We start from the raw sequence: 21,632 nt of genomic DNA on the forward strand, positions 1-21,632 counted from the left end.
TTGCGCCAGTCGCGGTGCAGCTCACAGGCCACGCCGAACCAGGTCATCAGCTGCGCACCGGCCGCTTCCATGCGGCGCCAGGCGGCGTCGCGGGTCATCTCGTTGAAGGTTCCGGAGGCATCGGTGACCACGAACACTTCGAACTCTTCTTCCAGGGCCGACAGCGCCGGGAAGGCCACGCACACCTCGGTCACCACACCGGCGATGATCAGTTGCTTCTTGCCGGTGGCCTTCACCGCCTTGACGAAGTCTTCGTTGTCCCAGGCGTTGATCTGGCCTGGACGAGCGATGTAGGGGGCGTCCGGGAACTGCGCCTTGAGCTCCGGTACCAGCGGGCCGTTGGGGCCTTGCTCGAAGCTGGTGGTGAGGATGGTCGGCAGGTTGAAGTACTTGGCCAGGTCCGCCAGGGCCAGCACGTTGTTCTTGAAGCGGTCAGGCTCGATGTCCCGTACCAGCGAGAGCAGGCCTGCCTGGTGGTCGACCAGCAGTACGGCAGCGTTGTTCTTGTCCAGGCGGTTGTAGGTGAATTTGCTCATGGTCTGTGTTCCTTCAGTGAGTGAGTTGGGGTGTTGCCTTGACTGCATGGGCACAGATTAAAAACATCACCTTTGAAGCACTAGATAGCGAAAACTGGCTCTAGCGTTCTATTTTCAGAACGACTATCGAAGCGACACCCTTTGCGAGCCTTTTGCCGCTGTGCGGCCCCGGCTCCATTGCCTGCCCGCCCAACCTGCTCTTTACTACCCACAGCCTTTCTCTGTCGCGAGACTTCCATGCTGGCGTTCATTCAGTCCTCCCCGCTGTTGCTCGGCGCCGTCCTGCTGCTGCTCGACCTGGTGTTATGGCAGTTGATCCCGGTCGAGCGCCGGGCCTGCCGTATCGGCGCTCGGCTGGTTATTTTCCTGTTGTTCAGCTGGGTCCTGTTGGCGGCGGGCATGAGCCCGTTGCAACCGGCGCCCTGGGTGGACGACGTGCCCCGCAACCTGATGGCCACCGCGCTGGCGATCGCCTGGTGGCTGTTCTTTGCCCGTACCGTGACAGTGGTGTTCGGCCTGGTGCTGATCGCCCGTGGCGGTCATGGCGGGCGGTTATTGCAAGACGTGCTCGGGGCACTGATCTTCGTGGCAGCGGTGATCGCGGCAGCGGCCTACGTGATGCAACTGCCAGTCAAGGGTCTGCTGGCAACCTCAGGCGTCATGGCTATCGTCATCGGCCTTGCGTTGCAGAGCACCTTGGCGGACGTGTTCTCAGGCATCGTGCTCAACACTACGCGGCCTTATCAGATTGGTGATGCGATCTCCATCGACGGCACCGAGGGCAAGGTGCTGGACATCGACTGGCGGGCCACGCGCCTGCTCACCGGCAATGGCAGCCTGGCGGTGGTGCCCAACTCGGTGGTGGCCAAGGCCAAGCTGCTCAATTTCAGCCGTCCGGCGGACGTGCATGGGGTGTCGATCAGCGTGGTGGTGCCGGCCAAGGTGCGCCCCAAGCGGGTATTCGATGCGCTGGAAAAAGCCCTGCAGGGCACCAGCGCGCTACTCACGACACCGCCGCCCAAGGTGACCGTGAAAGCCTCAACGCTAGAGTCGGTGGAGTACGAGGCCAGCGGGTTCGTGGCGACCATGGAGCGCAAGGTCGAGGTGCGCAACCAACTGTTCGACCTGGCCCATCGTCATCTGGAGGCCAACGGGGTGATGTGGAACGTGGACCTCGCCCTGCCTCCACGCAGTCGCCAGCGCGAGCTGCTGGATGACGTGCGGGTGTTCCGCGCCTTGACCAGCGATGAACGCGACGCCTTGAGCCAGCGCATGACCGCGGTGGAATACCTGGCCGACCAGGTGATCCTGGGCGTGGGTGAACACTCCGACTATGTGCTGGTGATCGGCAGCGGCGTGGTGTCGGCGTCGATTCGCGATGGCGAACGGCTGATCGAAGCCGGGCGCATGGGGCCTGGCGAGGTGCTGGGGATCGAAGGCCTGATCGACGAAGAGGAGTCGTTGGCCGAATTTCGGACCCTGACCGGCTGCCTGCTCTATCGCATCGACAAGGAGCAGGTGCGCAGTTGCCTGGCCCAACGCGGCGAGGTACAGACCGCTCTGACCAAACTGCAGCGTTTCCGTCGCCAGAACCGGGAGTCCCTGCTGATGCAGAAACCGCCCGTGGTGAAGAAAGGCGGCTTCCTCAGCTGGCTGCACAAGTGATGCGTCCAGGCGCCTTTCGCGGGTAGACCTACTCCTACAAGGCCAGCGCTGCCCTGTGGAAGCGGGTTTACCCGCGCACAAGCCTACGCGGTTAGAGCACCACCCGCAGGCATTGCCCCGCGTGATACAGCGAGAAGCCCGACTCATAGAAGGCCGTGCGCAGCGAAGGCGCGCTGACCGGCTTCATTGGCGAGAACGGGATCGGCAGGCTGTTCGGGTCATCCTTGAGCAGGAACTCGGCGAACGCACGGCCAATCACAGTCCCGGTCGTGTTGCCCCGGCCGTTGTAGCCGGTCACCGCCACCAGCCCAGGGGCCGGCTCGAACAAGCGCATCAAGTGATCCGGCGTGAAGTCGATGCAACCGGTCCAGTGCATCTCCCACTCGACCTTGCCCAGCTCCGGGTAGTAATGGCTCTGGATGCGGTCTGCCCAGCTGCGCACGAACCAAGCCGGCTTGTTGTCCACTCGGCCGAGGCTGCCGAGCAGCAGACGGCCTTGGTCGTCGCGGCGAATGCTGCTGAGCACGGTGCGGGTGTCCCAGGAGCCCTGGCCATGAGGCAGGACCTTGTCGGCCGCGGCGCCCTGCAGCGGCTTGGAAGCCACCTGGTAGTAGTAGCCACGGAAGAAGTGCTTCTGCAGGTTGCTCCACTCGCCTTCGGTGTAGGCACCGGTGGAGATCACCACCTTGTCGGCGCGCACCGAGCCGCGAGCGGTGTTCACTCGCCAGCCATCGCCGTCGCGCTCAAGGCCCTCGACTGAAGATTGCTGGAATACCCGTCCGCCCAGGCGTGCCACAGCGGCAGCCAAGCCCTGGGTGTAGGCCATCGGGTTGATGGTGCCGGCGCGGCGGTCGAGCAAGGCGGCGGAAATCTTGTCGGTACCGCAGTATTCCTGGCAGCGGGCCCCGGTCAGCAGCTCGACATCCGCGCCGCGACGGCTCCACTGGGCGTGACGCGCCTCAAGGTCGGCGATGCCGGTGGCGTTGTGCGCCATGTGCAGGGTGCCTTTGTGCTGGGCCTGGCAGTCGATGCCGAGGCGCTCGATCATCGCGAACACTTCGGCAGGCGCTCCACCTAGCACTTTGTTCAGGCGGCTGCCTTGCTCCAGGCCGAGGGTCGCCTCGACATCGTCGGGGCGGATCCAGGTGCCGGCATTGACCAGACCGACGTTGCGTCCAGAGCCACCATGGCCGATCTTCCAGGCCTCCAGCAGGATCACCGACTTACCCTGTTCGAGCAGGTGGATCGCTGCGGACAGCCCGGTGATGCCGCCGCCGATCACACAGACATCGGCCTTGTGCTCACCCGCCAACGCCTGGGCGGCGACGGTCGGCTTGGTGACGAACTCCCACAGACATTCTTGACGCAATTCGGACATGGCCCGGCTCCAGCAGTGTTGTTCTTGTTGGGGCCGCTGCGCGGCCCTTTCGCGGCTGGACCCGCTCCCACAGCTACATCACAGGTCAAAAACCCTGTTGTACCTGTGGGAGCGGGTCCACCCGCGAACCGGGGGCAAGGCCCCCGGCCTGCGATCATCAGTCGAACACGATCCCCTGCGCCAGCGGCAGCTCGCGCGAGTAGTTCACGGTGTTGGTCTGACGACGCATGTAGCCTTTCCAGGCATCGGAACCGGACTCACGACCACCGCCGGTTTCCTTCTCGCCACCGAACGCGCCGCCGATTTCCGCGCCGCTGGTGCCGATGTTGACGTTGGCGATGCCGCAGTCGCTGCCCGAGGCGCTCTGGAAGCGCTCGGCCTCACGCAGGTCGGTGGTGAAGATGCACGACGACAAGCCTTGCGGTACTTCGTTGTTCAGGCGCAGGGCCTCTTCGAAGTCGTCATAGGCAAGCACATAGAGAATCGGGGCGAAGGTCTCGTGGCGCACCACCTCGCTCTGGCCCGGCATCTCGACGATGGCCGGCGAAACGTAGTAAGCGTTGGGGTATTCGCTGGCCAGCTGGCGCTCGCCGCCGAACACCTGGCCACCTTCGTCGCGGGCCTTGGCCAGCGCGCCTTGCATGGCGTCGAAAGATGGCTTGTCGATCAGCGGGCCGACCAGGTTGTCCTTGCGTGGGTCGCCGATGCGCACCTTGCCGTAGGCGGCTTTGACGCGGGCAACCACTTCGTCCTTGATGGAGCGGTGCACGATCAGGCGACGCAGGGTGGTGCAGCGCTGGCCCGCAGTACCGACCGCGGCGAACAGAATGCCGCGCACGGCCAGGTCGAGATCGGCGCTCGGGGCCAGGATCATGGCGTTGTTGCCACCCAGCTCGAGGATGCTGCGGCCAAATCGGGCGGCTACACGTGGGCCCACTTCGCGGCCCATGCGGGTGCTGCCGGTGGCGCTGACCAGCGGTACGCGTGGATCATCCACCAAGGCTTCGCCGGCTTCGCGACCACCGATCACCAGCTGGCTCAGGCCTTCTGGTGCATCGCCAAAGGCTTTCAGGGCCTTCTCGAACAGTGCCTGGCAGGCCAGGGCGGTCAGCGGGGTCTTCTCGGAAGGCTTCCATACCACGGCGTTGCCGCAGACCAGCGCCAGCGCGGTGTTCCACGCCCAGACCGCTACGGGGAAGTTGAAGGCGCTGATGACGCCGACTACGCCCAGCGGGTGCCAGGTCTCACGCATGTGGTGGCCTGGACGCTCGGAAGCGATGGTCAGGCCGTACAGCTGACGCGACAGGCCAACGGCGAAGTCGCAGATATCGATCATTTCCTGCACTTCACCCAGGCCTTCCTGGGTGATCTTGCCGGCCTCGATGGACACCAGTTCGCCCAGCTCGGCCTTGTGTGCACGCAGCACTTCACCGAACAGACGCACCAGCTCGCCACGGCGCGGGGCCGGCACGCTGCGCCAGGCTTCGAAAGCTTTGTGGGCCTGGTCGATGCGGGCAGTGGTCTCGGCTTTGCCGAGCAGTTTCACCGAGGCGATCTGGCTACCGTCGATCGGGGTGTGAACAGGGTAGTCACCCTGGGTGTAAGCCTCGGCGGCAACGCCAAGGCGCTCGAGCAATCCAGCGACCATGTGCTTCTCCTACAGGGGGTGGAGGGTTGAAAACCTGATGTGGATCAGTATTAATCCGATCACACTAGCGCAACAAACGACCTTTATTCCGCATATCATTCCTTCAGGTAATGATCCTCCTGCCGTAGAGACCGCTATGTCCAAACGCCTGGTACCCTCGATGACCGCCTTGCAGTGCTTCGAGGCTGCTGCTCGCCACTTGAGCTTCACTCGCGCGGCCGAAGAGCTGCACCTGACCCAGAGCGCGGTCAGCAAGCAGGTCGCGCAGCTCGAAGAGATGCTCCGGCATCACCTGTTCCTGCGTATCCGCCGACGTTTGCAACTCACACCCGCCGGCTCGCTGTACCTGGCCGAAGTCAACAAGATCCTCACCCAAGTGGACATGTCCAGTCGCTACGTCCTGACCTACGGCGAGCAGACCGAAGTATTGAAGGTAGCCACCCAACCGAGCTTTGGCGTGCGCTGGTTGATTCCGCACCTCAAGGGCTTCGGCAAGCGCTACCCGAACATCCATTTGGACATCCGCAACGAGATGGAACCCTTCGCCCTGCTTCAGGGCTCGGCGGATGCGGTGTTCTTCTATGGCCAGGGCACCTGGCCAGGCGCCACCTGCGTGGAGCTGTTCGGCGAAGAGGTGGTGCCGGTGTGCGCGCCGGAGCTGTTGCAAGGTCGTGAGCTCAAGGATGCCAGCGCGGTGGCGCAACTGGTGCTGCTGCAAAGCACTTCGCGTCCGGAGGCCTGGCACGAGTGGTTCCTAGAGCAAGGGCTGCATACCGACAACAGCTACCACGGGCCACGCTTCGACACCTTCTATATGGCGCTGAGCGCGGCGCAAGCCGGTTGCGGTGTGGCGCTGGTGCCCCGCTACCTGGTGGCCAAGGAACTGGCCGAGGGCAGCCTGGTGATGGCCTGGAACCATGCGATGAAGAGCAACGGCGCGCATTACCTGGCGTTCGCCGAGCATGCCGCGGAGGTGCCGAAGGTGAGGGCGTTGGTGGAGTGGATCAAAGACCAGCTGCAAGGCTGATAGGTGGGAGCAAAAGGTCGATCCAAAAAGGAATGACACCTGCACTTTTTTTCGCTTGTGGGGAAAGTGCATTCCCAGCTTTCATGTACGGGTACTCACTCACCCCCAGGAAGCTAGCGATGCCCGCCCACGATTTCGTCAGCCCCGACAGCATTCGCGCGCAGTTCTCTGCCGCCATGTCCCTCATGTACAAACAGGAAGTGCCTCTGTATGGCACGCTGCTGGAGCTGGTGAGTGAAATCAACCAGCAGGTCATGACCCAGCAGCCCAAGATCGCCGAAGCCCTGCGCTGGACCGGTGAAATCGAGCGCCTCGATCAAGAGCGCCACGGCGCCATCCGCGTCGGTACCGCCGAGGAGCTCGCGACCATCGCCCGCCTGTTCGCGGTCATGGGCATGGAGCCGGTCGGCTACTACGACCTGAGCAGCGCCGGCGTGCCTGTGCATTCCACTGCGTTTCGCGCGGTACACGAGCAGTCCCTGCACATCAGCCCGTTCCGCGTGTTCACCTCGCTGCTGCGCCTGGAACTGATCGACAACCCGCAGCTGCGCGAACTGGCCCAGGGCATCCTGGCCAAGCGCAAGATCTTCACCCCGAGGGTGCTGGAGCTGATCGCCCAGTGCGAGCGCGACGGCGGCCTGAGCGCCAGCGATGCCGATACGTTCGTGCAGGAAGCGCTGCACACCTTCCGCTGGCACCAGGACGCCACCGTCACGGCCGAGCAGTACCAGCAACTGCACGACCAGCACCGCCTGATCGCCGACGTCGTGGCCTTCAAGGGCCCACACATCAACCACCTGACCCCGCGTACCCTGGACATCGACGCCATTCAGGTAGGCATGCCAGCCAAAGGGATTCCGCCCAAGGCAGTGGTCGAAGGCCCGCCTACCCGTCGCCACCCGATCCTGCTGCGCCAGACCAGCTTCAAGGCGCTGCAGGAAAAGGTCGCGTTCAGCGATGCACAAGGCAGCCACACCGCGCGTTTCGGCGAAATCGAACAACGCGGTGCGGCGCTGACCCCCAAGGGTCGCCAGCTCTATGACCGCTTGCTCGACGCCACCCGCGAGGCCCTGGGCGGCGCACCGGCCGAAGCCAACGCCGAACGCTACATGGCGCTGCTCAAGGCGCAGTTCGCCGAATTCCCGGACGACCTGGTGCAGATGCGCGAACAGGGGCTGGCGTACTTCCGCTACTTTGCCACCGAAAAAGGCTTGGCCGCCCGCGACCAGCAAGGTCGTCCGACTACCCTGCAAGGCCTGATCAATGCCGGCCACGTGCATTTCGAGGCGCTGGTCTACGAAGACTTCCTGCCGGTCAGCGCCGCTGGGATCTTCCAGTCCAACCTGGGCGACGATGCCCAGGCCGAGTACGGCAGCAACGCCAACCGCGAGGCATTCGAAGCGGCACTGCAGATGAAGGTACAGGATGAACTGGCGCTGTATGCCCAGAGCGAGCAGCGCTCACTCGAGGCTTGTGCCCAGGCGCTGAACCTCAAGTCGCTGTAAGCCATTGGCCGGTAAACCCGCTCCAGAGCGCTTCCAGGAGCGGGTCTACCCGCGAACAGCCAGATCAATCGGAATTCGAACGATCCCGCGATTGGGTCTCAAGGATGCTCACATCCGGCAGGTCCATCGCCGCCGCCTCTTCCTGCAAGAAGGCGCTCAACCTGCGCAAACGCTCTCCCCCAGGCCTCGTTCGTGGCCACACCAGGTAGTAATCCATGCCACTGGGCACTGCTGTTGGCCACGGCAGACTCAGGCGTCCCTGGGCCACGTCCTCGGCCACCATCAGCAGATCGCCCATGGAGATGCCATAGCCACGGGCAGCTGCGATCATGCCCAGCTCCAGGGTATCGAATACCTGCCCGCCCTTGAGCGAGACCTTGTCGGTGAGCCCCATGCGCTCCAGCCAGGCGCGCCAATCGCGTTTATCCGGCGTCGGGTGCAACAGCTCGATGCCGGCCAGGCGTCGCTCGTCCCATGGGCCATCATCGAGCAGGCCCGGCGCGCCCACCGGGATCAGCAGCTCGGCGAACAGCCGCCGCACCTCCCAGTCCGCGGGAAATACCCCATCGCTGAGCAATACCGCACAGTCGAACGGCTCCTGATTGAAGTCCACATGGTCCACGTCCATCCAGGCGCTGGTCAGTTGCACCTCGTTGCCTGGCTGCAGGTGACGGAACTGGCTCAGGCGCGACAGCAGCCAACGCATGGTCAAGGTCGACGGGGCCTTCATGCGCAAGATGTCGTCTTCGCCACGCAAGGTGTCGCAGGCCCGCTCCAGGGCACTGAAGCCTTCACGCACGCCGGGCAACAATACGCGCGCCGCCTCGGTCAGTTGCAGACTGCGACCGTTGCGCACGAACAAGCGGCAGGCGAAGTGATCCTCCAGGGTGCGGATATGCCGGCTGACCGCGCTTTGGGTGATGGACAGTTCTTCACCGGCGCGGGTGAACGAGCTCAGCCGAGCGGCGGCCTCGAATGCGCGTAGCGCATAGAGTGGAGGAAGCTGACGAGACATCTGGCACCTGCCCAGCGGGGCAAAAATGGAATGCGTGGAATCATATATGCATGAGTCCGACTCATGCCAACGATCGCATTTATCCTTTTGTGCAAAGTTGACCGAAGCCTCAGAATCGACGGCTCGCTCAACAGATTCAGGAAAAAGGACATCCCAATGCACGTCGCGCCCACCACCGAACTCAAGGCTCTGCTGCGCCTGGCCGGCCCGCTGATCGCCTCGCAGTTGGCGCACATGCTGATGGTACTGACCGACACCCTGATGATGGCCCGCATCAGTCCACAGGCCCTAGCCGGGGGTGGACTGGGGGCAGCCAGCTATTCGTTCGTGTCGATCTTCTGCCTGGGCGTGATTGCTGCGGTCGGCACCTTGGTCGCCATCCGTCAGGGCGCAGGTGATGTCCCTGGCGCGACCCGTCTGGCGCAGAACGGCCTGTGGCTGGCCTGGGGCCTGGCCCTGGTGGCCGCGCTGGTGCTGTGGAACCTGGAGCCGGCCCTGCTGCTGTTTGGCCAACAGCCGGAGAACGTCGCCTCGGCGATGGAGTTCCTCACGCTGCTGCCGCTGGCCCTGCCCGGCTACCTGACCTTCATGGCCCTGCGTGGCTTCACCAGCGCCCTGGGCCGTTCGACGCCGGTGATGGTCATCAGCCTGGTGGGCACGGTGCTCAACTATGTGTTCAACCATGCGCTGATCGAAGGCATGTTCGGCCTGCCCAAGCTGGGCCTGATGGGCATCGGCCTGGTCACGGCGGTGGTGTCGATGGGCATGGCCATTGCGCTTGCCCTGTACATTCGCTGGCACAAGGCCTACGCCGCCTACCCGCTGCGCAAAGGCCTGTCGCGCCCATCCCTGCCCGCCTTGCGCGAGCTGTGGCGCCTGGGCCTGCCGATCGGCGGCACCTACATGGTAGAGGTCGGCCTGTTCGCCTTCGCCGCCCTGTGCATGGGGGTGCTAGGCAGCACGGAGCTGGCGGCGCACCAGATCGCCCTGCAGATCGTCTCCACCGCGTTCATGGTGCCGACGGGCCTGTCGTATGCGGTGACCATGCGCGTGGGGTTGTACTACGGTGGTGGGAATCTGCTGGCCGCACGCAGCGCCGGGCGGGTGGGGATCGGTTTCGGGGCGATGATCATGTTCGCCTTCGCGGCATTGTTCTGGTTACTGCCCGATACGCTGGTCGGGTTGTTCATCGACCGTGACGACCCAGCTTTCGCGGCGATCTTCCAATTGGCCGTGAGCCTGGTGATGGTCGCGGCCTGGTTCGAATTGTTCGATGGCATGCAGACCATCGCCATGGGCTCTATCCGCGGGCTGAAGGACGCCAAGACCACCTTCCTCATCGGCCTGTGCTGCTATTGGCTGGTGGGGGCCCCCAGCGCCTGGCTGTTCACCTTCACCCTCGGCGGTGGCGCGGTGGGTGTGTGGTGGGGCCTGGCCTTGGGGCTGGCCTGCGCAGCGGTGGCGCTGACCCTTGGCTTCGAGTGGCGGACCAAGCGGATGCTGGGCAAGGCGCACAAAGCTGAAACTGCACCGATGTCGGTGTGATCCCACAGGGCTGGCGAAGCCCCTGTGGGAGCGGGTTCCCCCGCGAAAATACCGCCGCAGCAGCTACAGACTCACTACCCGCGCCTGCGCCGCCTGCTGCAGGTAATCCATCAACGCCTCCACCGGCAGGGGTTTGCTCACCAGGTATCCTTGCACTTGGTCGCAGCCGAACCCACGCAGCAGCGCCAACTGCTCTTCGGTCTCCACCCCTTCGGCCACCACCTCCAGGTTGAGGTTGTGCGCCAGGTTGATCATGGCGTGCACCAGCTTGCGGTTCTCCTCGCGTAGCTCCATGCCGCCAACGAAGCTGCGATCCACCTTGAGCAGAGTGATCGGCAGGCTGTTCAGGTGCACGAACGACGAAAAACCTGTGCCGAAGTCATCCAGGGAAAAACGCACGCCCAGGCGCCCCAAGGCGTCCATCGTCTGGCGGACCAGCTCGTTGCGGCGCATGACGGCAGTCTCGGTGAGTTCGAATTCCAGCCAGCGGGCATCGACACCATGCTCGATGATCAAGCGGCTGAGCGTGGCCAGCAACTGGCTGTCCTGGAACTGGCGGAAACTCAGGTTGACCGCCATGTGCAAGGGTTCGAGCCCGCGCTCTCGCAAGGCCTGCATGTCGCGCAGGGCCCGGGAGATCACCCAGTAGCCCAAGGGCACGATCAAGCCGCTCTGCTCGGCCAGGGGCACGAATTCGCTCGGTGGCAGCAGGCCTCGCTCGGCATGACGCCACCGCACCAGGGCCTCGAGGCCGACGATGCGTCCATCGCCCAGGCTCAGCCGGGGCTGGTAGTGCAGCTCCAGCTCGTCGCGACGCAGGGCCCGGCGCAGCTCGCTTTCCAGATCGGCCAGGCTGCGGGCGTTGCGGTTGATCCTCTCGTTGAACACGTGGAAGGTGCAGCCCTGGCTGCCCTTGGCCTGGCGCATGGCGATATGGGCGTGCCACATCAGCGGATCGGCGCCGGCCTGGGCCCGGGCGTGGGCCACGCCCAGGCTGGCACCGAGCAACAGGCTCTCGCCATCGACCCAATAGGGTTCGGCGAGGGCCTCGACGATGCGCTCGGCCATCCACTCGGCGCGGTTGGCATCACGCCGAGTGTCGATCAGCAGGGCGAATTCGTCGCTTCCCAGGCGGGCCAGCTGGTCCCCGGCCTCCAGTTGCTGCTTCAACCGCGCCACCACTTGCAGGATGAGGCGGTCGCCGCCCTGGTGGCCCAAGGCATCGTTGACGTGGCGGAAGTTGTCCAGGTCCAGGTGACCCAGCGCGACGCCACGGCCTTCGTTTTCCGCCAGACGCGCCGTCAGCAGCGCCTGGAAGCCCTGGCGATTGGCGATGCCGGTCAAGGGGTCCTGCTCGGCCAGGCGCTGCAAGGTGGCCACCAGCACGCCCCGCTCGCGCACGTGGCGCAGGGAACGACGCAGCGCATCGCCACTCAACTGCTCGCGCACCAGCCAGTCGCTGACCGCGCTGGGTGGCGTGTCAGGCTCTTCATCGAGCAACAGGATGGTGGGCAGGTCACAACGACCGGGGGCCGGCTGTAATGCCGGCCTCGCCAAAACGACAGCTTGGCGGTCATTGACGAACAGACTGTCCACCGATTCCCAATTCGGTGCGGTCAACAAGACCGCGCTCCCGGCCAGCGGCTGCAGGCACTCGCGCAGCAGGGTGGCCCATTCCGGCTCATCAGCCAACAGCAGCAAACGCAACGGTTCGACAGGCGTGGACAAGCGAGCTCCTTAGGCTTGAACAGAAGGACGACGGGCGCGGAGCATCCAGCCCTCACGAATGAAAATAATTTTCACTTAAAGTGCCACTCCATAGCCAGTATCCCGACGCATTTTGTCGTGCATCCTGCGCGAAAGTAACAAAAGCGGCAAATCCGATTCGCGCCTTGCATCACACTGTCAGACGGTAACGCCACAACCGCCCCATGCCTGCTAGAATGCGCGGCTATTTTCTGGTGACCCCCGGTTTCTAGCATGTCCCGACTCAATCCCCGGCAACAAGAAGCCTGTGACTACGTCGGCGGCCCTCTATTGGTGCTCGCCGGTGCAGGCTCCGGCAAGACCAGCGTGATCACACGCAAGATCGCCCACCTCATCCAGAACTGCGGCATCCGTGCCCAGTACATCGTGGCCATGACCTTCACCAACAAGGCCGCGCGCGAGATGAAGGAGCGGGTCGGCACCCTCCTGCGTCCAGGTGAAGGCCGCGGCTTGACCGTGTGCACCTTCCACAACCTGGGGCTGAACATCATCCGCAAGGAGCATGAGCGCCTCGGCTACAAGCCGGGCTTCTCGATCTTCGACGAGACCGACATCAAGGCCTTGCTGTCGGACATCATGCAAAAGGAATACTCAGGCGACGACGGCATCGACGAGATCAAGAACATGATCGGTGCCTGGAAGAACGACCTGATCCTGCCCGCCGAGGCCCTGGAAAAAGCCCGCAATCCCCGCGAGCAGACCGCCGCCATCGTCTACACCCACTACCAGCGTACGCTCAAGGCGTTCAACGCAGTGGACTTCGACGACCTGATCCTGCTGCCGGTGAAGCTGTTCGAAGAACACAAGGATGTACTCGAACGCTGGCAGAACCGTGTGCGCTACCTGCTGGTGGACGAATACCAAGACACCAACGCCAGCCAGTACCTGCTGGTGAAAATGCTGATCGGGATGCGCAACCAGTTCACCGTGGTGGGCGACGACGACCAGTCGATCTACGCCTGGCGGGGTGCACGTCCTGAAAACCTCATGCTGCTCAAGGAGGACTACCCCTCCCTGAAAGTGGTGATGCTGGAGCAGAACTACCGCTCCACCAGCCGCATCCTGCGCTGCGCCAACGTGCTGATCGCCAACAACCCGCATGCCTTCGAGAAGCAGCTGTGGAGCGAGATGGGCGTGGGTGACGAGATCCGTGTGATCCGCTGCAAGAACGAGGAAGCCGAGGCCGAGCGCGTGGCCATGGAAATCCTCACCCTGCACCTGCGCACCAACCGGCCCTACAGCGACTTCGCCATCCTCTACCGAGGCAACTACCAAGCCAAGCTGATCGAGCTCAAGCTCCAGCACCACCAGGTGCCGTACCGCCTTTCCGGCGGCAACAGCTTCTTCGGGCGCCAGGAGGTCAAGGACCTCATGGCCTACCTGCGCCTGCTGGTAAACCCGGACGACGACAACGCCTACCTGCGCGTGATCAATGTGCCGCGCCGGGAAATCGGTTCCACCACCCTGGAAAAACTCGGCAATTACGCCACCGAGCGTGGCGTGTCGATGTACGCTGCCAGCGAGGAGCTGGGCCTGGGCGAGCACCTGGATGCCCGTTACACCGAGCGCCTGCAGCGCTTCAAGCACTGGCTCGACGGGGTGCGCCAGCGCGTGGCCCTGGAAGACCCGATCGCGGCCCTGCACGACATGGTCCGCGACATCGACTACGAGAACTGGATCCGCCAGAACACCGCCAGCGACAAGGCGGCGGAGTTCCGTATCAGCAACGTCTGGTTCCTGATCGATGCCTTGAAGAACACCCTCGAGAAGGACGAAGAGGGTGACATGACCATCGAGGACGCCATCGGCAAGCTGGTGCTACGCGACATGCTCGAGCGTCAGCAGGAAGAGGAAGAAAACGCCGAGGGCGTGCAGATGATGACCCTGCACGCCTCCAAGGGCCTGGAATTCCCTTACGTGTTCATCATGGGCATGGAGGAGGAAATCCTTCCGCACCGCTCCAGCATCGAGGCCGACACCATCGAGGAAGAGCGGCGTCTGGCCTACGTGGGCATCACCCGCGCCCGCCAGACCCTGGCCTTCACCTTCGCCGCCAAGCGCAAGCAGTATGGCGAAATCATCGACTGCACCCCCAGCCGGTTCCTGGACGAACTGCCGCCGGACGATCTGGCCTGGGAGGGCCTGGACGACGCGCCTGTCGAAGTGAAGGCCGCGCGCGGCAACAATGCGCTGGCCGACATCCGGGCCATGCTCAGACGCTGATCAACCCTTATTATTCAACCTTTGCCGCGGCCTGGTCCGTGGCCACCTTTGCTACATCGAGGAATACCACAGTGGAAGCACTGAAGCAGAAGATTCGCGAAGAAGGCATCGTGCTTTCCGATCAGGTTCTCAAAGTCGACGCGTTTCTCAACCACCAGATCGATCCGGCGCTGATGCAGCTGATCGGTGACGAGTTCGCCCGTTTGTTCGCCGACTCCGGTGTGACCAAGATCGTCACCATCGAAGCCTCAGGGATAGCCCCGGCGGTGATGACCGGCCTGAAGCTGGGCGTGCCGGTGATCTTCGCCCGCAAGCACCAGTCGCTGACCCTGACCGAGAACCTGCTGACCGCCTCGGTGTACTCCTTCACCAAGCAGACCGAGAACACCGTGGCCATCTCGCCGCGTCACCTCAACAGCAGCGACCGCGTGCTGGTGATCGATGACTTCCTGGCCAACGGCAAGGCATCCCAGGCGCTGATCTCGATCATCAAGCAGGCCGGTGCCACCGTTGCGGGCCTGGGCATCGTGATCGAAAAATCGTTCCAGGGCGGCCGCGCCGAACTGGACAGCCAGGGCTACCGCGTCGAGTCGCTGGCTCGGGTCAAGTCGCTCGAAGGCGGCGTGGTCACGTTCATCGACTGATGCCTCCTGGGGCCGCCTTGCGGCCCCTGCTACCTCCGGGTGGCGGCCAACCCTGCCAGCAGCAATCGCTGGTACAGCTCTTCCTTAAGCCCCTGTGGCTGCGCCAACCCCATCCGCGCCAACTGCGCCGGATAGGCCTCGGGCGCGGGCGCATCCAGCGCTGCCTTGCCCAACGCCAGCACTTCACTCAATTTGAATTTGCTCTTGAGCCAGTTGAGTGCCCGAAGCAAATCCCGCTCCTCGGCCGTGAAATCACACCCCAATGGATACTCCGGGAACAGCCGCGCATGCCGCTCGCGTATCGCCTCCAGACGCTCGGGCGTGTTGTCGGTAAAGCGCGTGGCCAGCGTGAAGCCTTTGGTCAGCTTGCCCGCCGCCTTCGCCTGCTCCATCAACGGCTGCTGGAAACGTGAATCGCTGATCGCCAGCAACCTGGCGATGACTTCGCTATCGGTCTGTCCACGCAGATCGGCGATACCGTATTCGGTCACCACGATGTCACGCAGATGCCGGGGAATGGTGCAATGACCGTAGTTCCAGAACAGGTTGGAAGTCACCTCGCCCCCGGACTCGCGCCAGCTGCGCAGGAGCAGCAGGGAGCGCCCGCCCTCCAGGGCATGCGCTTGCGCGACAAAGTTGTATTGCCCGCCTACCCCGCTGAGCACCCGGCCATCCTCAAGCTGGTCGGCCACGCCGGCACCGAGCAAGGTCATGCCGAATGCTGTGTTGATGAAACGAGCGTCGCGGCGCTGGCGACGCTTGAGCGACTCCTGCCCGTACAGCTCGTTGATGTAGCTGATCGCGGTCATGACGAAACGGTCGCGTTGCTCAAGAGGCATCTCCCGCAGACGCCGGTAGAACGCCTCGGGGCCCAGGAAGAATCCGCCGTGCACCAAAGCCCCGTGCTCGTCGGCCGGGCGCCGTACCACCCCCGCCTCGGCCAGCACCAGCAAACCGTTGACGAACATCTCGCTGCAGCCATACAGCCCCTGGGCAAAGGCATCGCGCCCACCCTCGCGCTCGATCAATCCCTGCCAGGGCGTGAGGTCCAGAGCATCGAGCAGTGCCCGATAGCCGGCGTTGTCACCCTGGCGCGCCAACAAGGCCGCGGTCACCGCATCGCCCATGGCGCCGATGCCGATCTGCAGGGTACCGCCATCGCGCACCAGGGCACTGGCGTGAAGCCCAATGCAGTGGTCCTGGGTGGTGACCGGCATGTTCGGGGTACAAAACAACCGGCGCCGCTCAGGCTCGTCGATCACCAGGTCGAAGGCTTCCCGGCCAAGTTCGGCCCCCGCAGGCATGTAGGGCAGCTCGGTGTGCACCTGGCCGAGCAGCAGGATGGTCTCACCGGCGGCGCGACGACGGGCGATCATCGGCAACAGGTCGAGGGTGATGTCCGGGTTACAGGCAAGGCTCAGGTGATCGGGGCGCTCGGGCGTGGCGGCTACCAACTGGGCGATCAGGTTCAGGCCCTTGGCGTTGATGTCCCGCGCCGCATGGGTGTAGTTGCTGCTGACATAGTCCTGCTGGGCGCTCTCGCTGTGCAGCAGGCTGCCAGGCTGCAGGAAGAACTGCTCGACGCGGATGTTGCCGGGCAGGCTGTCGTTGCGCAGGTCGGCGAGATAGTCGAGCTCTTCATAATCGGCAAAAACCCGCTCGACGAAGGGCTCCAGAAAACGACGTTGCAAGCCATCGCCAAGCGGCGGCCGCCCGAGGCTCAAAGCGGTGTAGATCGTCAGTTGGCGCTCGGGTAGCTGGCGCACCCTGGCATACAACGCGTTGACGAAGGCATTAGGTTTGCCCAGGCCCAAGGGCAGGCCCATGTGGATGTGGGCGGGTAGACGGGCCAGGACCTGTTCTACCGCCTGGTCGAGGGAACAGCATTGGGTCATGGGGCCTCCTGTGAACATCCGTGCGCAGGGGTTGGACCGTTATTACACGCGAAAAAGCCACCCCATTTCGTAGCCCAGAAATACAAAGCCCGCCATGGGAGGCGGGCTTGGGGGTATCAGGCAGGGATTACAGCCCCGACATCTTCTTGATGGCGCCCTTGAGCTCGTCATCCGAGCAGTCGGCACAGGTGCCTTTGGGCGGCATGGCGTTGATACCGGTAATGGCCTTGGCCAGGATGCCGTCCAGACCACCCTGGTGGTCAGCACGCTCCTTCCAGGCGGCGGTATCGCCGATCTTCGGCGCGCCGAGCAAGCCGCTGCCATGGCAAGCGTTGCAATGCTTGGCGATGATTTCATCTGGGGTCTTGGCACCACCGCCACCTGCGGTAGCAGCCACTGCCATGCCTATGCACTCCTGGCCCTGGACGCACACCTGGCCGACCGGCTCGAGGCGCTTGGCGATTTCGTCGTTGGTCGCAGCGGTTGCGCTCATTGCCCAAAGGGCGAATACGGCTGCTGGTACGGCCAGCATCTTCTTGATTTGGTTCACGCGAACACCCTCATGGTGGCTAATCACGCCCGCGGCCACGGATCTGCGAGCGTTTGAAAGTATAGCGGGAACCCCGAAACCGTGGAACGACCCCACAAGGGAAAGGGGTATTGCCGAAACAATGCACTGCGCTGGATCAAAAGTTCGAGGGTGTCGCCGCGCTGATCAGCCGGGCAGGCTCTTCGAAGGGGTTGCGAAAACGGTGTGGACGGGTGCTTTCGAAGTAGTAGCTGTCGCCGGCCTCGAGGATGAACGTCTCGGTACCGACCACCAGCTCGAGCCGGCCTTCGAGCAGGATGCCGGTCTCTTCGCCGTCGTGGGTGAGCATTTCTTCGCCGGTATCGGCCCCTGGCGGATACACCTCGTTGAGGAAGGCGATCGCCCGGTTGGGGTGCGACTTGCCCACCAGCTTCATGGTCACTGCGCCGTCGGAGATGTCGATCAGTTCGTGGGCCTTGTAGACGACCTGGGTAGGGCTTTCAGGCGCCAGCTCCACGGAGAAGAACTCGACCATGGACATGGGGATGCCGCTGAGCACCTTGCGCAGGGAGCTGATCGAAGGGCTCACGCTGTTCTTCTCGATCATCGAGATGGTGCTGTTGGTGACGCCCGCGCGTTTGGCGAGTTCACGCTGGGACAGGCCCTTGAGCTTGCGGATGGCTTGCAGTCGTTCACCGACGTCCAAAGCTGGAGCCTCCTGAAACGGTCGAGGTGGGAGCGAAGTGTGAACGATATGATGGCAACGCCGTTCAGTATTTACAACACTTCGCCCCGCAGCCTGTCCGCTTCAGCGCCTCATTCGCCGATATAGTCCAGCGGTACGCGCTTAAGGTTGCAGAAGATCTGGTACGGGATCATCCCGGCCTGGGCAGCCACGTCGCTGGCCAGCACCTGCTTGCCCCACAGCTCCACCGGACTGCCGATCGTGGCTTCGGGTACGTCGGTCAGATCGACGCAGAGCATGTCCATCGACACCCGGCCGATCAGCTGGGTGCGTTTGCCGGCGACCATCACGGGCGTGCCGGTCGGTGCCTGACGGGGGTAACCGTCGGCATAGCCCATGGCGACCACGCCGACGCGGGTCGGGCGCGGGGTGATGAACTTGGCGCCGTAGCCTACCGGCTCACCGGCCGGCAGTTCGCGCACGCTGATGATCCGCGATTGCAAGGTCATCACCGGCTGCAGGCGCTCGGCCTGGGGCTGGGACACTTCGAACGGGGTGGCGCCGTACAGCATGATGCCGGGGCGCACCCAGTCGCTCGGCACCTGGGGCCAGCCCAGCACCGCAGGCGAATTGCGCAGGCTGCACTCGGCAGCCAGGCCCTGGCGGGCGGCTTCGAACACTGCGACCTGTTGGGCTGTGGCGTCCACATCCAGTTCGTCGGCGCGGGCGAAGTGGCTCATCAGCACGATACGCGCCACTTTCCCGCTGGCGAGCAGCCGCTGGTAGCTTTCTTGGTAATCCTTCGGGTGCAGGCCGACCCGGTGCATGCCGGTGTCCATCTTCAACCAGACCGTCAGTGGCTTGTGTACTGGCGTCTTCTCGATCGCTTCGAGCTGCCACAGCGATTGCACCACGCACCACAGATCATGTTCGGCGATCAGCGCCAGCTCGCTCGCCTCGAAGAAACCTTCGAGCAACAGCACCGGGGCTTTGATCCCGGCGGCGCGCAGCTCCAGCGCTTCCTCGATGCAGGCCACGGCAAAACCATCGGCCTCGGTTTCCAGGGCCAAAGCGCAACGCACCGCGCCATGGCCGTAGGCATCGGCCTTGATCACGGCAAGGGCTTTGGCGCCGGACAGCTCACGGGCCAGGCGGTAATTGTGGCGAAGGGCTTGAAGGTCGATCAGGGCACGGGCGGGACGCATGGCGGCAGCCTTCTGGCAGTCTGGTTATGAATTAAGCCCCTGGCACAACGGGCGTGGGGTAGTGCCCGCCGAGCCAGGGTGAGGGAACGGTTTACGGCAGTGCGGCGACCACCGACATCTCGACGAGGATTTCCGGCTCGCACAGCTTGGCCTCGACCGTCGCGCGGGCCGGAGCGACGCCTTGGGGCAGCCACTGATCCCACACCGCGTTCATGCCCAGGAAATGCGCGTCGATGTCTTTGAGGTAGATGGTCACCGAGAGCAAACGGGTCTTGTCGGTGCCGGCCAGCTCCAGCAGGCGCTCGATGTTGGCCAGCACCTCGCGGGTCTGCTGTTCGATCCCGGCGTCCAGATCGTCCCCCACCTGGCCCGCCAAGTAGACAGTGCCGTTATGGGTGACGATCTGGCTCATGCGCTCATTGGTGAGCTGGCGCTGGATTGCCATGCTTGGAAATCTCCTGGTTGTTGCCGTAACGCGAAATATCGAGGCCTTCGGCGCTGATCTGTGGCTTCTTGCGCGCGATCAGGTCGGCCAGCAGGCGACCGGAACCACAGGCCATGGTCCAACCCAAGGTACCGTGACCGGTATTCAGGAACAGGTTGCGGTACGGGGTGGCGCCCACGATCGGGGTACCGTCCGGGGTGGCCGGGCGCAGGCCGGTCCAGAAGCTGGCCTGGCTCAGGTCGCCGCCGCGAGGATAAAGATCGTTGACGATCATCTCCAGGGTTTCGCGCCGACGCGGGTTCAGCGAAAGGTCGAAACCTGCGATTTCGGCCATGCCGCCCACACGAATGCGGTTGTCGAAACGGGTGATGGCGACCTTGTAGGTTTCGTCGAGAATGGTCGAGGTCGGGGCCATGTCCGCGTTGGTGATCGGTACGGTCAGCGAGTAGCCTTTGAGCGGGTAGACCGGCGCCCTGATGCCCAGCGGCTTGAGCATCTGCGGAGAATAGCTACCCAGGGCGAGGACATAGCGGTCGGCCGTTTCCAGCTTGCCGTCGATCCATACACCATTGATGCGGTCACCCGCGAAGTCCAGGCGCTGGATGTTCTGGTCGAAGCGGAACTCGACGCCCAGCTTGACCGCCATCTCGGCGAGCTTGGTAGTGAACAGCTGGCAGTCGCCGGTCTGGTCGTTCGGCAGGCGCAGGGCGCCGGCCAGGATGTCCTTCACACCGGCCAGGGCAGGTTCTACGCGGGCGATGCCGTCGCGGTCGAGCAGCTCGTAAGGCACGCCGGATTGTTCGAGGACAGCGATGTCCTTGGCGGCAGCGTCCACCTGAGCCTGGGTGCGGAACAGCTGGGTGGTGCCCAGGGAGCGGTTTTCGTAGGCAATGCCGGTTTCGGCGCGCAGTTCGTCGAGGCAGTCGCGGCTGTACTCGGACAGACGCACCATGCGCTCCTTGTTCACCGCATAGCGGTTGGCGGTGCAGTTGCGCAGCATCTGCGCCATCCACAGGTACTGGTCGACATCACCGGTGAGCTTGATGGCCAAAGGGGCGTGGCGCTCGAGCAGCCACTTGATGGCCTTGAGCGGCACACCTGGGGCAGCCCATGGAGAGGCATAGCCGGGCGAGATCTGGCCTGCGTTGGCAAAGCTGGTTTCCATGGCCACCGCTGGCTGGCGGTCGACCACCGTCACTTCGAAACCTTGCCGGGCCAGATAGTAGGCACTGGCGGTTCCGATCACACCGCTACCAAGTACCAGAACTCGCATTGTTTATCCCTCGCACGCGGCGCACCGCAGACTTTTGTTGAAATGGCTGGATTGGGCGCAGTATAGGGAGGAATAGCCAGTGCATTTCACTATATAAAAGCCTATATTTGGCGAGAATTCTCGGCAAAATCGCCTTTCACGGAGGGGCATCCCCTATGAGAACCCAGCACCAGACCAAGCGTGAACTGGACAAGATCGACCGCAATATTCTGCGTATCCTGCAGAACGACGGCCGTATCTCGTTCACTGAACTGGGCGAAAAGGTCGGCCTTTCCACTACCCCTTGCACCGAGCGGGTTCGCCGCCTGGAGCGCGAGGGGATCATCATGGGCTACAACGCCCGGCTCAATCCGCAGCACCTGAAGGGCAGCCTGCTGGTGTTCGTGGAGATCAGCCTGGACTACAAGTCCGGCGACACCTTCGAGGAGTTCCGCCGCGCCGTGCTCAAGCTGCCTCACGTGCTGGAGTGCCACCTGGTCTCCGGCGATTTTGACTACTTGGTGAAGGCGCGCATCTCGGAGATGGCCTCCTACCGCAAGCTGCTCGGCGACATCCTGCTCAAGCTGCCCCACGTGCGCGAGTCCAAGAGCTACATCGTGATGGAAGAAGTCAAAGAGAGCCTCTGCCTGCCGATTCCGGAGTGAAGC

Annotated in this window: 18 protein-coding genes; 7 read left to right on the forward strand and 11 right to left on the reverse strand. The window is 63.7% G+C overall.

The window, feature by feature from the left end; translation table 11 throughout:
* A partial coding sequence (ycaC, locus tag HMPREF3173_RS07580) for an isochorismate family cysteine hydrolase YcaC (RefSeq protein ID WP_256544108.1) occupies nt 1–536 on the reverse strand: 536 nt, incomplete at its 3' end.
* Between the two features lie 237 nt (nt 537–773).
* Here ycaC and HMPREF3173_RS07585 point away from each other — a divergent pair.
* Nucleotides 774–2,201, forward strand: a complete 1,428-nt coding sequence (locus HMPREF3173_RS07585) for a mechanosensitive ion channel family protein (protein WP_070572113.1) — start codon at nt 774–776, stop codon at nt 2,199–2,201.
* Between the two features lie 91 nt (nt 2,202–2,292).
* On the opposite strand, the gene HMPREF3173_RS07590 is transcribed toward HMPREF3173_RS07585, so the two are convergent.
* Both HMPREF3173_RS07590 and HMPREF3173_RS07595 read right to left on the reverse strand, forming a co-directional pair.
* Nucleotides 2,293–3,579 carry an L-pipecolate oxidase gene (locus HMPREF3173_RS07590; protein WP_070572115.1) on the reverse strand — a complete coding sequence of 429 codons (1,287 nt, stop codon included), beginning with the start codon at nt 3,577–3,579 and terminating at the stop codon, nt 2,293–2,295.
* Between the two features lie 157 nt (nt 3,580–3,736).
* Nucleotides 3,737–5,227: an L-piperidine-6-carboxylate dehydrogenase gene (locus HMPREF3173_RS07595; RefSeq protein WP_043213031.1), complete on the reverse strand. Its 1,491-nt coding sequence runs from the start codon at nt 5,225–5,227 to the stop codon at nt 3,737–3,739.
* 136 nt (nt 5,228–5,363) lie between these two features.
* Here HMPREF3173_RS07595 and HMPREF3173_RS07600 point away from each other — a divergent pair, with 136 nt between their 5' ends.
* Nucleotides 5,364–6,254 carry a LysR family transcriptional regulator gene (locus tag HMPREF3173_RS07600; RefSeq protein ID WP_043213029.1) on the forward strand — a complete coding sequence of 297 codons (891 nt, stop codon included), beginning with the start codon at nt 5,364–5,366 and terminating at the stop codon, nt 6,252–6,254.
* A gap of 119 nt (nt 6,255–6,373) precedes the next feature.
* Nucleotides 6,374–7,759, forward strand: a complete 1,386-nt coding sequence (locus HMPREF3173_RS07605; protein ID WP_070572117.1) for a 2-oxoadipate dioxygenase/decarboxylase HglS — start codon at nt 6,374–6,376, stop codon at nt 7,757–7,759.
* A gap of 64 nt (nt 7,760–7,823) precedes the next feature.
* On the opposite strand, the gene HMPREF3173_RS07610 is transcribed toward HMPREF3173_RS07605, so the two are convergent.
* The gene (locus HMPREF3173_RS07610) at nt 7,824–8,774 is read right to left on the reverse strand and encodes a LysR substrate-binding domain-containing protein (protein WP_070572118.1); all 951 of its coding nucleotides are present in this window, start codon (nt 8,772–8,774) and stop codon (nt 7,824–7,826) included.
* 156 nt (nt 8,775–8,930) lie between these two features.
* On the opposite strand from HMPREF3173_RS07610, the gene HMPREF3173_RS07615 reads away from it, so the two are divergent.
* Nucleotides 8,931–10,319 carry a NorM family multidrug efflux MATE transporter gene (locus HMPREF3173_RS07615; RefSeq protein ID WP_070572120.1) on the forward strand — a complete coding sequence of 463 codons (1,389 nt, stop codon included), beginning with the start codon at nt 8,931–8,933 and terminating at the stop codon, nt 10,317–10,319.
* Between the two features lie 63 nt (nt 10,320–10,382).
* On the opposite strand, the gene HMPREF3173_RS07620 is transcribed toward HMPREF3173_RS07615, so the two are convergent.
* Nucleotides 10,383–12,047: a putative bifunctional diguanylate cyclase/phosphodiesterase gene (locus HMPREF3173_RS07620; RefSeq protein ID WP_070572122.1), complete on the reverse strand. Its 1,665-nt coding sequence runs from the start codon at nt 12,045–12,047 to the stop codon at nt 10,383–10,385.
* 252 nt (nt 12,048–12,299) lie between these two features.
* Between HMPREF3173_RS07620 and rep the strand changes: the two genes are divergently transcribed.
* Nucleotides 12,300–14,309, forward strand: coding sequence for a DNA helicase Rep (rep, locus tag HMPREF3173_RS07625; RefSeq protein WP_070572124.1), 2,010 nt, complete (start codon nt 12,300–12,302; stop codon nt 14,307–14,309).
* Nucleotides 14,310–14,380: 71 nt separating this feature from the next.
* Nucleotides 14,381–14,953, forward strand: a complete 573-nt coding sequence (gene xpt / locus HMPREF3173_RS07630; protein ID WP_043213018.1) for a xanthine phosphoribosyltransferase — start codon at nt 14,381–14,383, stop codon at nt 14,951–14,953.
* A gap of 29 nt (nt 14,954–14,982) precedes the next feature.
* Here the strand turns inward: xpt and HMPREF3173_RS07635 are convergent, their stop codons facing one another.
* The 6 genes from HMPREF3173_RS07635 to dadA all read right to left on the reverse strand — a co-directional run bounded on the left by HMPREF3173_RS07635 (nt 14,983) and on the right by dadA (nt 20,985).
* Nucleotides 14,983–16,848 (reverse strand): acetyl-CoA hydrolase/transferase C-terminal domain-containing protein, encoded by a 1,866-nt coding sequence (locus tag HMPREF3173_RS07635; protein ID WP_070572126.1) that lies wholly within the window; start codon nt 16,846–16,848, stop codon nt 14,983–14,985.
* 127 nt (nt 16,849–16,975) lie between these two features.
* Complete coding sequence (locus tag HMPREF3173_RS07640; protein ID WP_070572279.1) at nt 16,976–17,380, reverse strand: c-type cytochrome; 405 nt, start codon at nt 17,378–17,380, stop codon at nt 16,976–16,978.
* A gap of 154 nt (nt 17,381–17,534) precedes the next feature.
* Entirely contained in the window at nt 17,535–18,083 is a 549-nt protein-coding gene (locus tag HMPREF3173_RS07645; protein WP_043213014.1) for a cupin domain-containing protein, read from the reverse strand.
* A 110-nt stretch (nt 18,084–18,193) separates the two neighbouring features.
* Nucleotides 18,194–19,267 (reverse strand): alanine racemase, encoded by a 1,074-nt coding sequence (alr, locus tag HMPREF3173_RS07650; RefSeq protein WP_070572128.1) that lies wholly within the window; start codon nt 19,265–19,267, stop codon nt 18,194–18,196.
* 91 nt (nt 19,268–19,358) lie between these two features.
* Nucleotides 19,359–19,712: a RidA family protein gene (locus HMPREF3173_RS07655; RefSeq protein WP_043213010.1), complete on the reverse strand. Its 354-nt coding sequence runs from the start codon at nt 19,710–19,712 to the stop codon at nt 19,359–19,361.
* Nucleotides 19,684–20,985 carry a D-amino acid dehydrogenase gene (gene dadA, locus HMPREF3173_RS07660; protein WP_070572130.1) on the reverse strand — a complete coding sequence of 434 codons (1,302 nt, stop codon included), beginning with the start codon at nt 20,983–20,985 and terminating at the stop codon, nt 19,684–19,686. The genes HMPREF3173_RS07655 and dadA overlap by 29 nt, the downstream gene beginning before the upstream one ends.
* Nucleotides 20,986–21,140: 155 nt before the next feature.
* On the opposite strand from dadA, the gene HMPREF3173_RS07665 reads away from it, so the two are divergent.
* On the forward strand, nt 21,141–21,629 hold the full coding sequence (locus HMPREF3173_RS07665; protein WP_043213006.1) for an Lrp/AsnC ligand binding domain-containing protein: 489 nt from the start codon (nt 21,141–21,143) through the stop codon (nt 21,627–21,629).
* The last annotated feature ends 3 nt before the right edge of the window (nt 21,630–21,632 follow it).

The organism is Pseudomonas sp. HMSC08G10 (assembly GCF_001808425.1).
GTDB lineage: Bacteria > Pseudomonadota > Gammaproteobacteria > Pseudomonadales > Pseudomonadaceae > Aquipseudomonas > Aquipseudomonas guariconensis.

Coding starts and splice junctions, on each gene's coding strand:
- HMPREF3173_RS07585 (WP_070572113.1), top strand. CDS start 774: ATGCTGGCGTTCATTCAGTCCTCCCCGCTGTTGCTCGGCGCCGTCCTG.
- HMPREF3173_RS07590 (WP_070572115.1), bottom strand. CDS start 3,579: ATGTCCGAATTGCGTCAAGAATGTCTGTGGGAGTTCGTCACCAAGCCG.
- HMPREF3173_RS07595 (WP_043213031.1), bottom strand. CDS start 5,227: ATGGTCGCTGGATTGCTCGAGCGCCTTGGCGTTGCCGCCGAGGCTTAC.
- HMPREF3173_RS07600 (WP_043213029.1), top strand. CDS start 5,364: ATGTCCAAACGCCTGGTACCCTCGATGACCGCCTTGCAGTGCTTCGAG.
- HMPREF3173_RS07605 (WP_070572117.1), top strand. CDS start 6,374: ATGCCCGCCCACGATTTCGTCAGCCCCGACAGCATTCGCGCGCAGTTC.
- HMPREF3173_RS07610 (WP_070572118.1), bottom strand. CDS start 8,774: ATGTCTCGTCAGCTTCCTCCACTCTATGCGCTACGCGCATTCGAGGCC.
- HMPREF3173_RS07615 (WP_070572120.1), top strand. CDS start 8,931: ATGCACGTCGCGCCCACCACCGAACTCAAGGCTCTGCTGCGCCTGGCC.
- rep (WP_070572124.1), top strand. CDS start 12,300: ATGTCCCGACTCAATCCCCGGCAACAAGAAGCCTGTGACTACGTCGGC.
- HMPREF3173_RS07635 (WP_070572126.1), bottom strand. CDS start 16,848: ATGACCCAATGCTGTTCCCTCGACCAGGCGGTAGAACAGGTCCTGGCC.
- HMPREF3173_RS07640 (WP_070572279.1), bottom strand. CDS start 17,380: ATGCTGGCCGTACCAGCAGCCGTATTCGCCCTTTGGGCAATGAGCGCA.
- alr (WP_070572128.1), bottom strand. CDS start 19,267: ATGCGTCCCGCCCGTGCCCTGATCGACCTTCAAGCCCTTCGCCACAAT.
- HMPREF3173_RS07655 (WP_043213010.1), bottom strand. CDS start 19,712: ATGGCAATCCAGCGCCAGCTCACCAATGAGCGCATGAGCCAGATCGTC.
- dadA (WP_070572130.1), bottom strand. CDS start 20,985: ATGCGAGTTCTGGTACTTGGTAGCGGTGTGATCGGAACCGCCAGTGCC.
- HMPREF3173_RS07665 (WP_043213006.1), top strand. CDS start 21,141: ATGAGAACCCAGCACCAGACCAAGCGTGAACTGGACAAGATCGACCGC.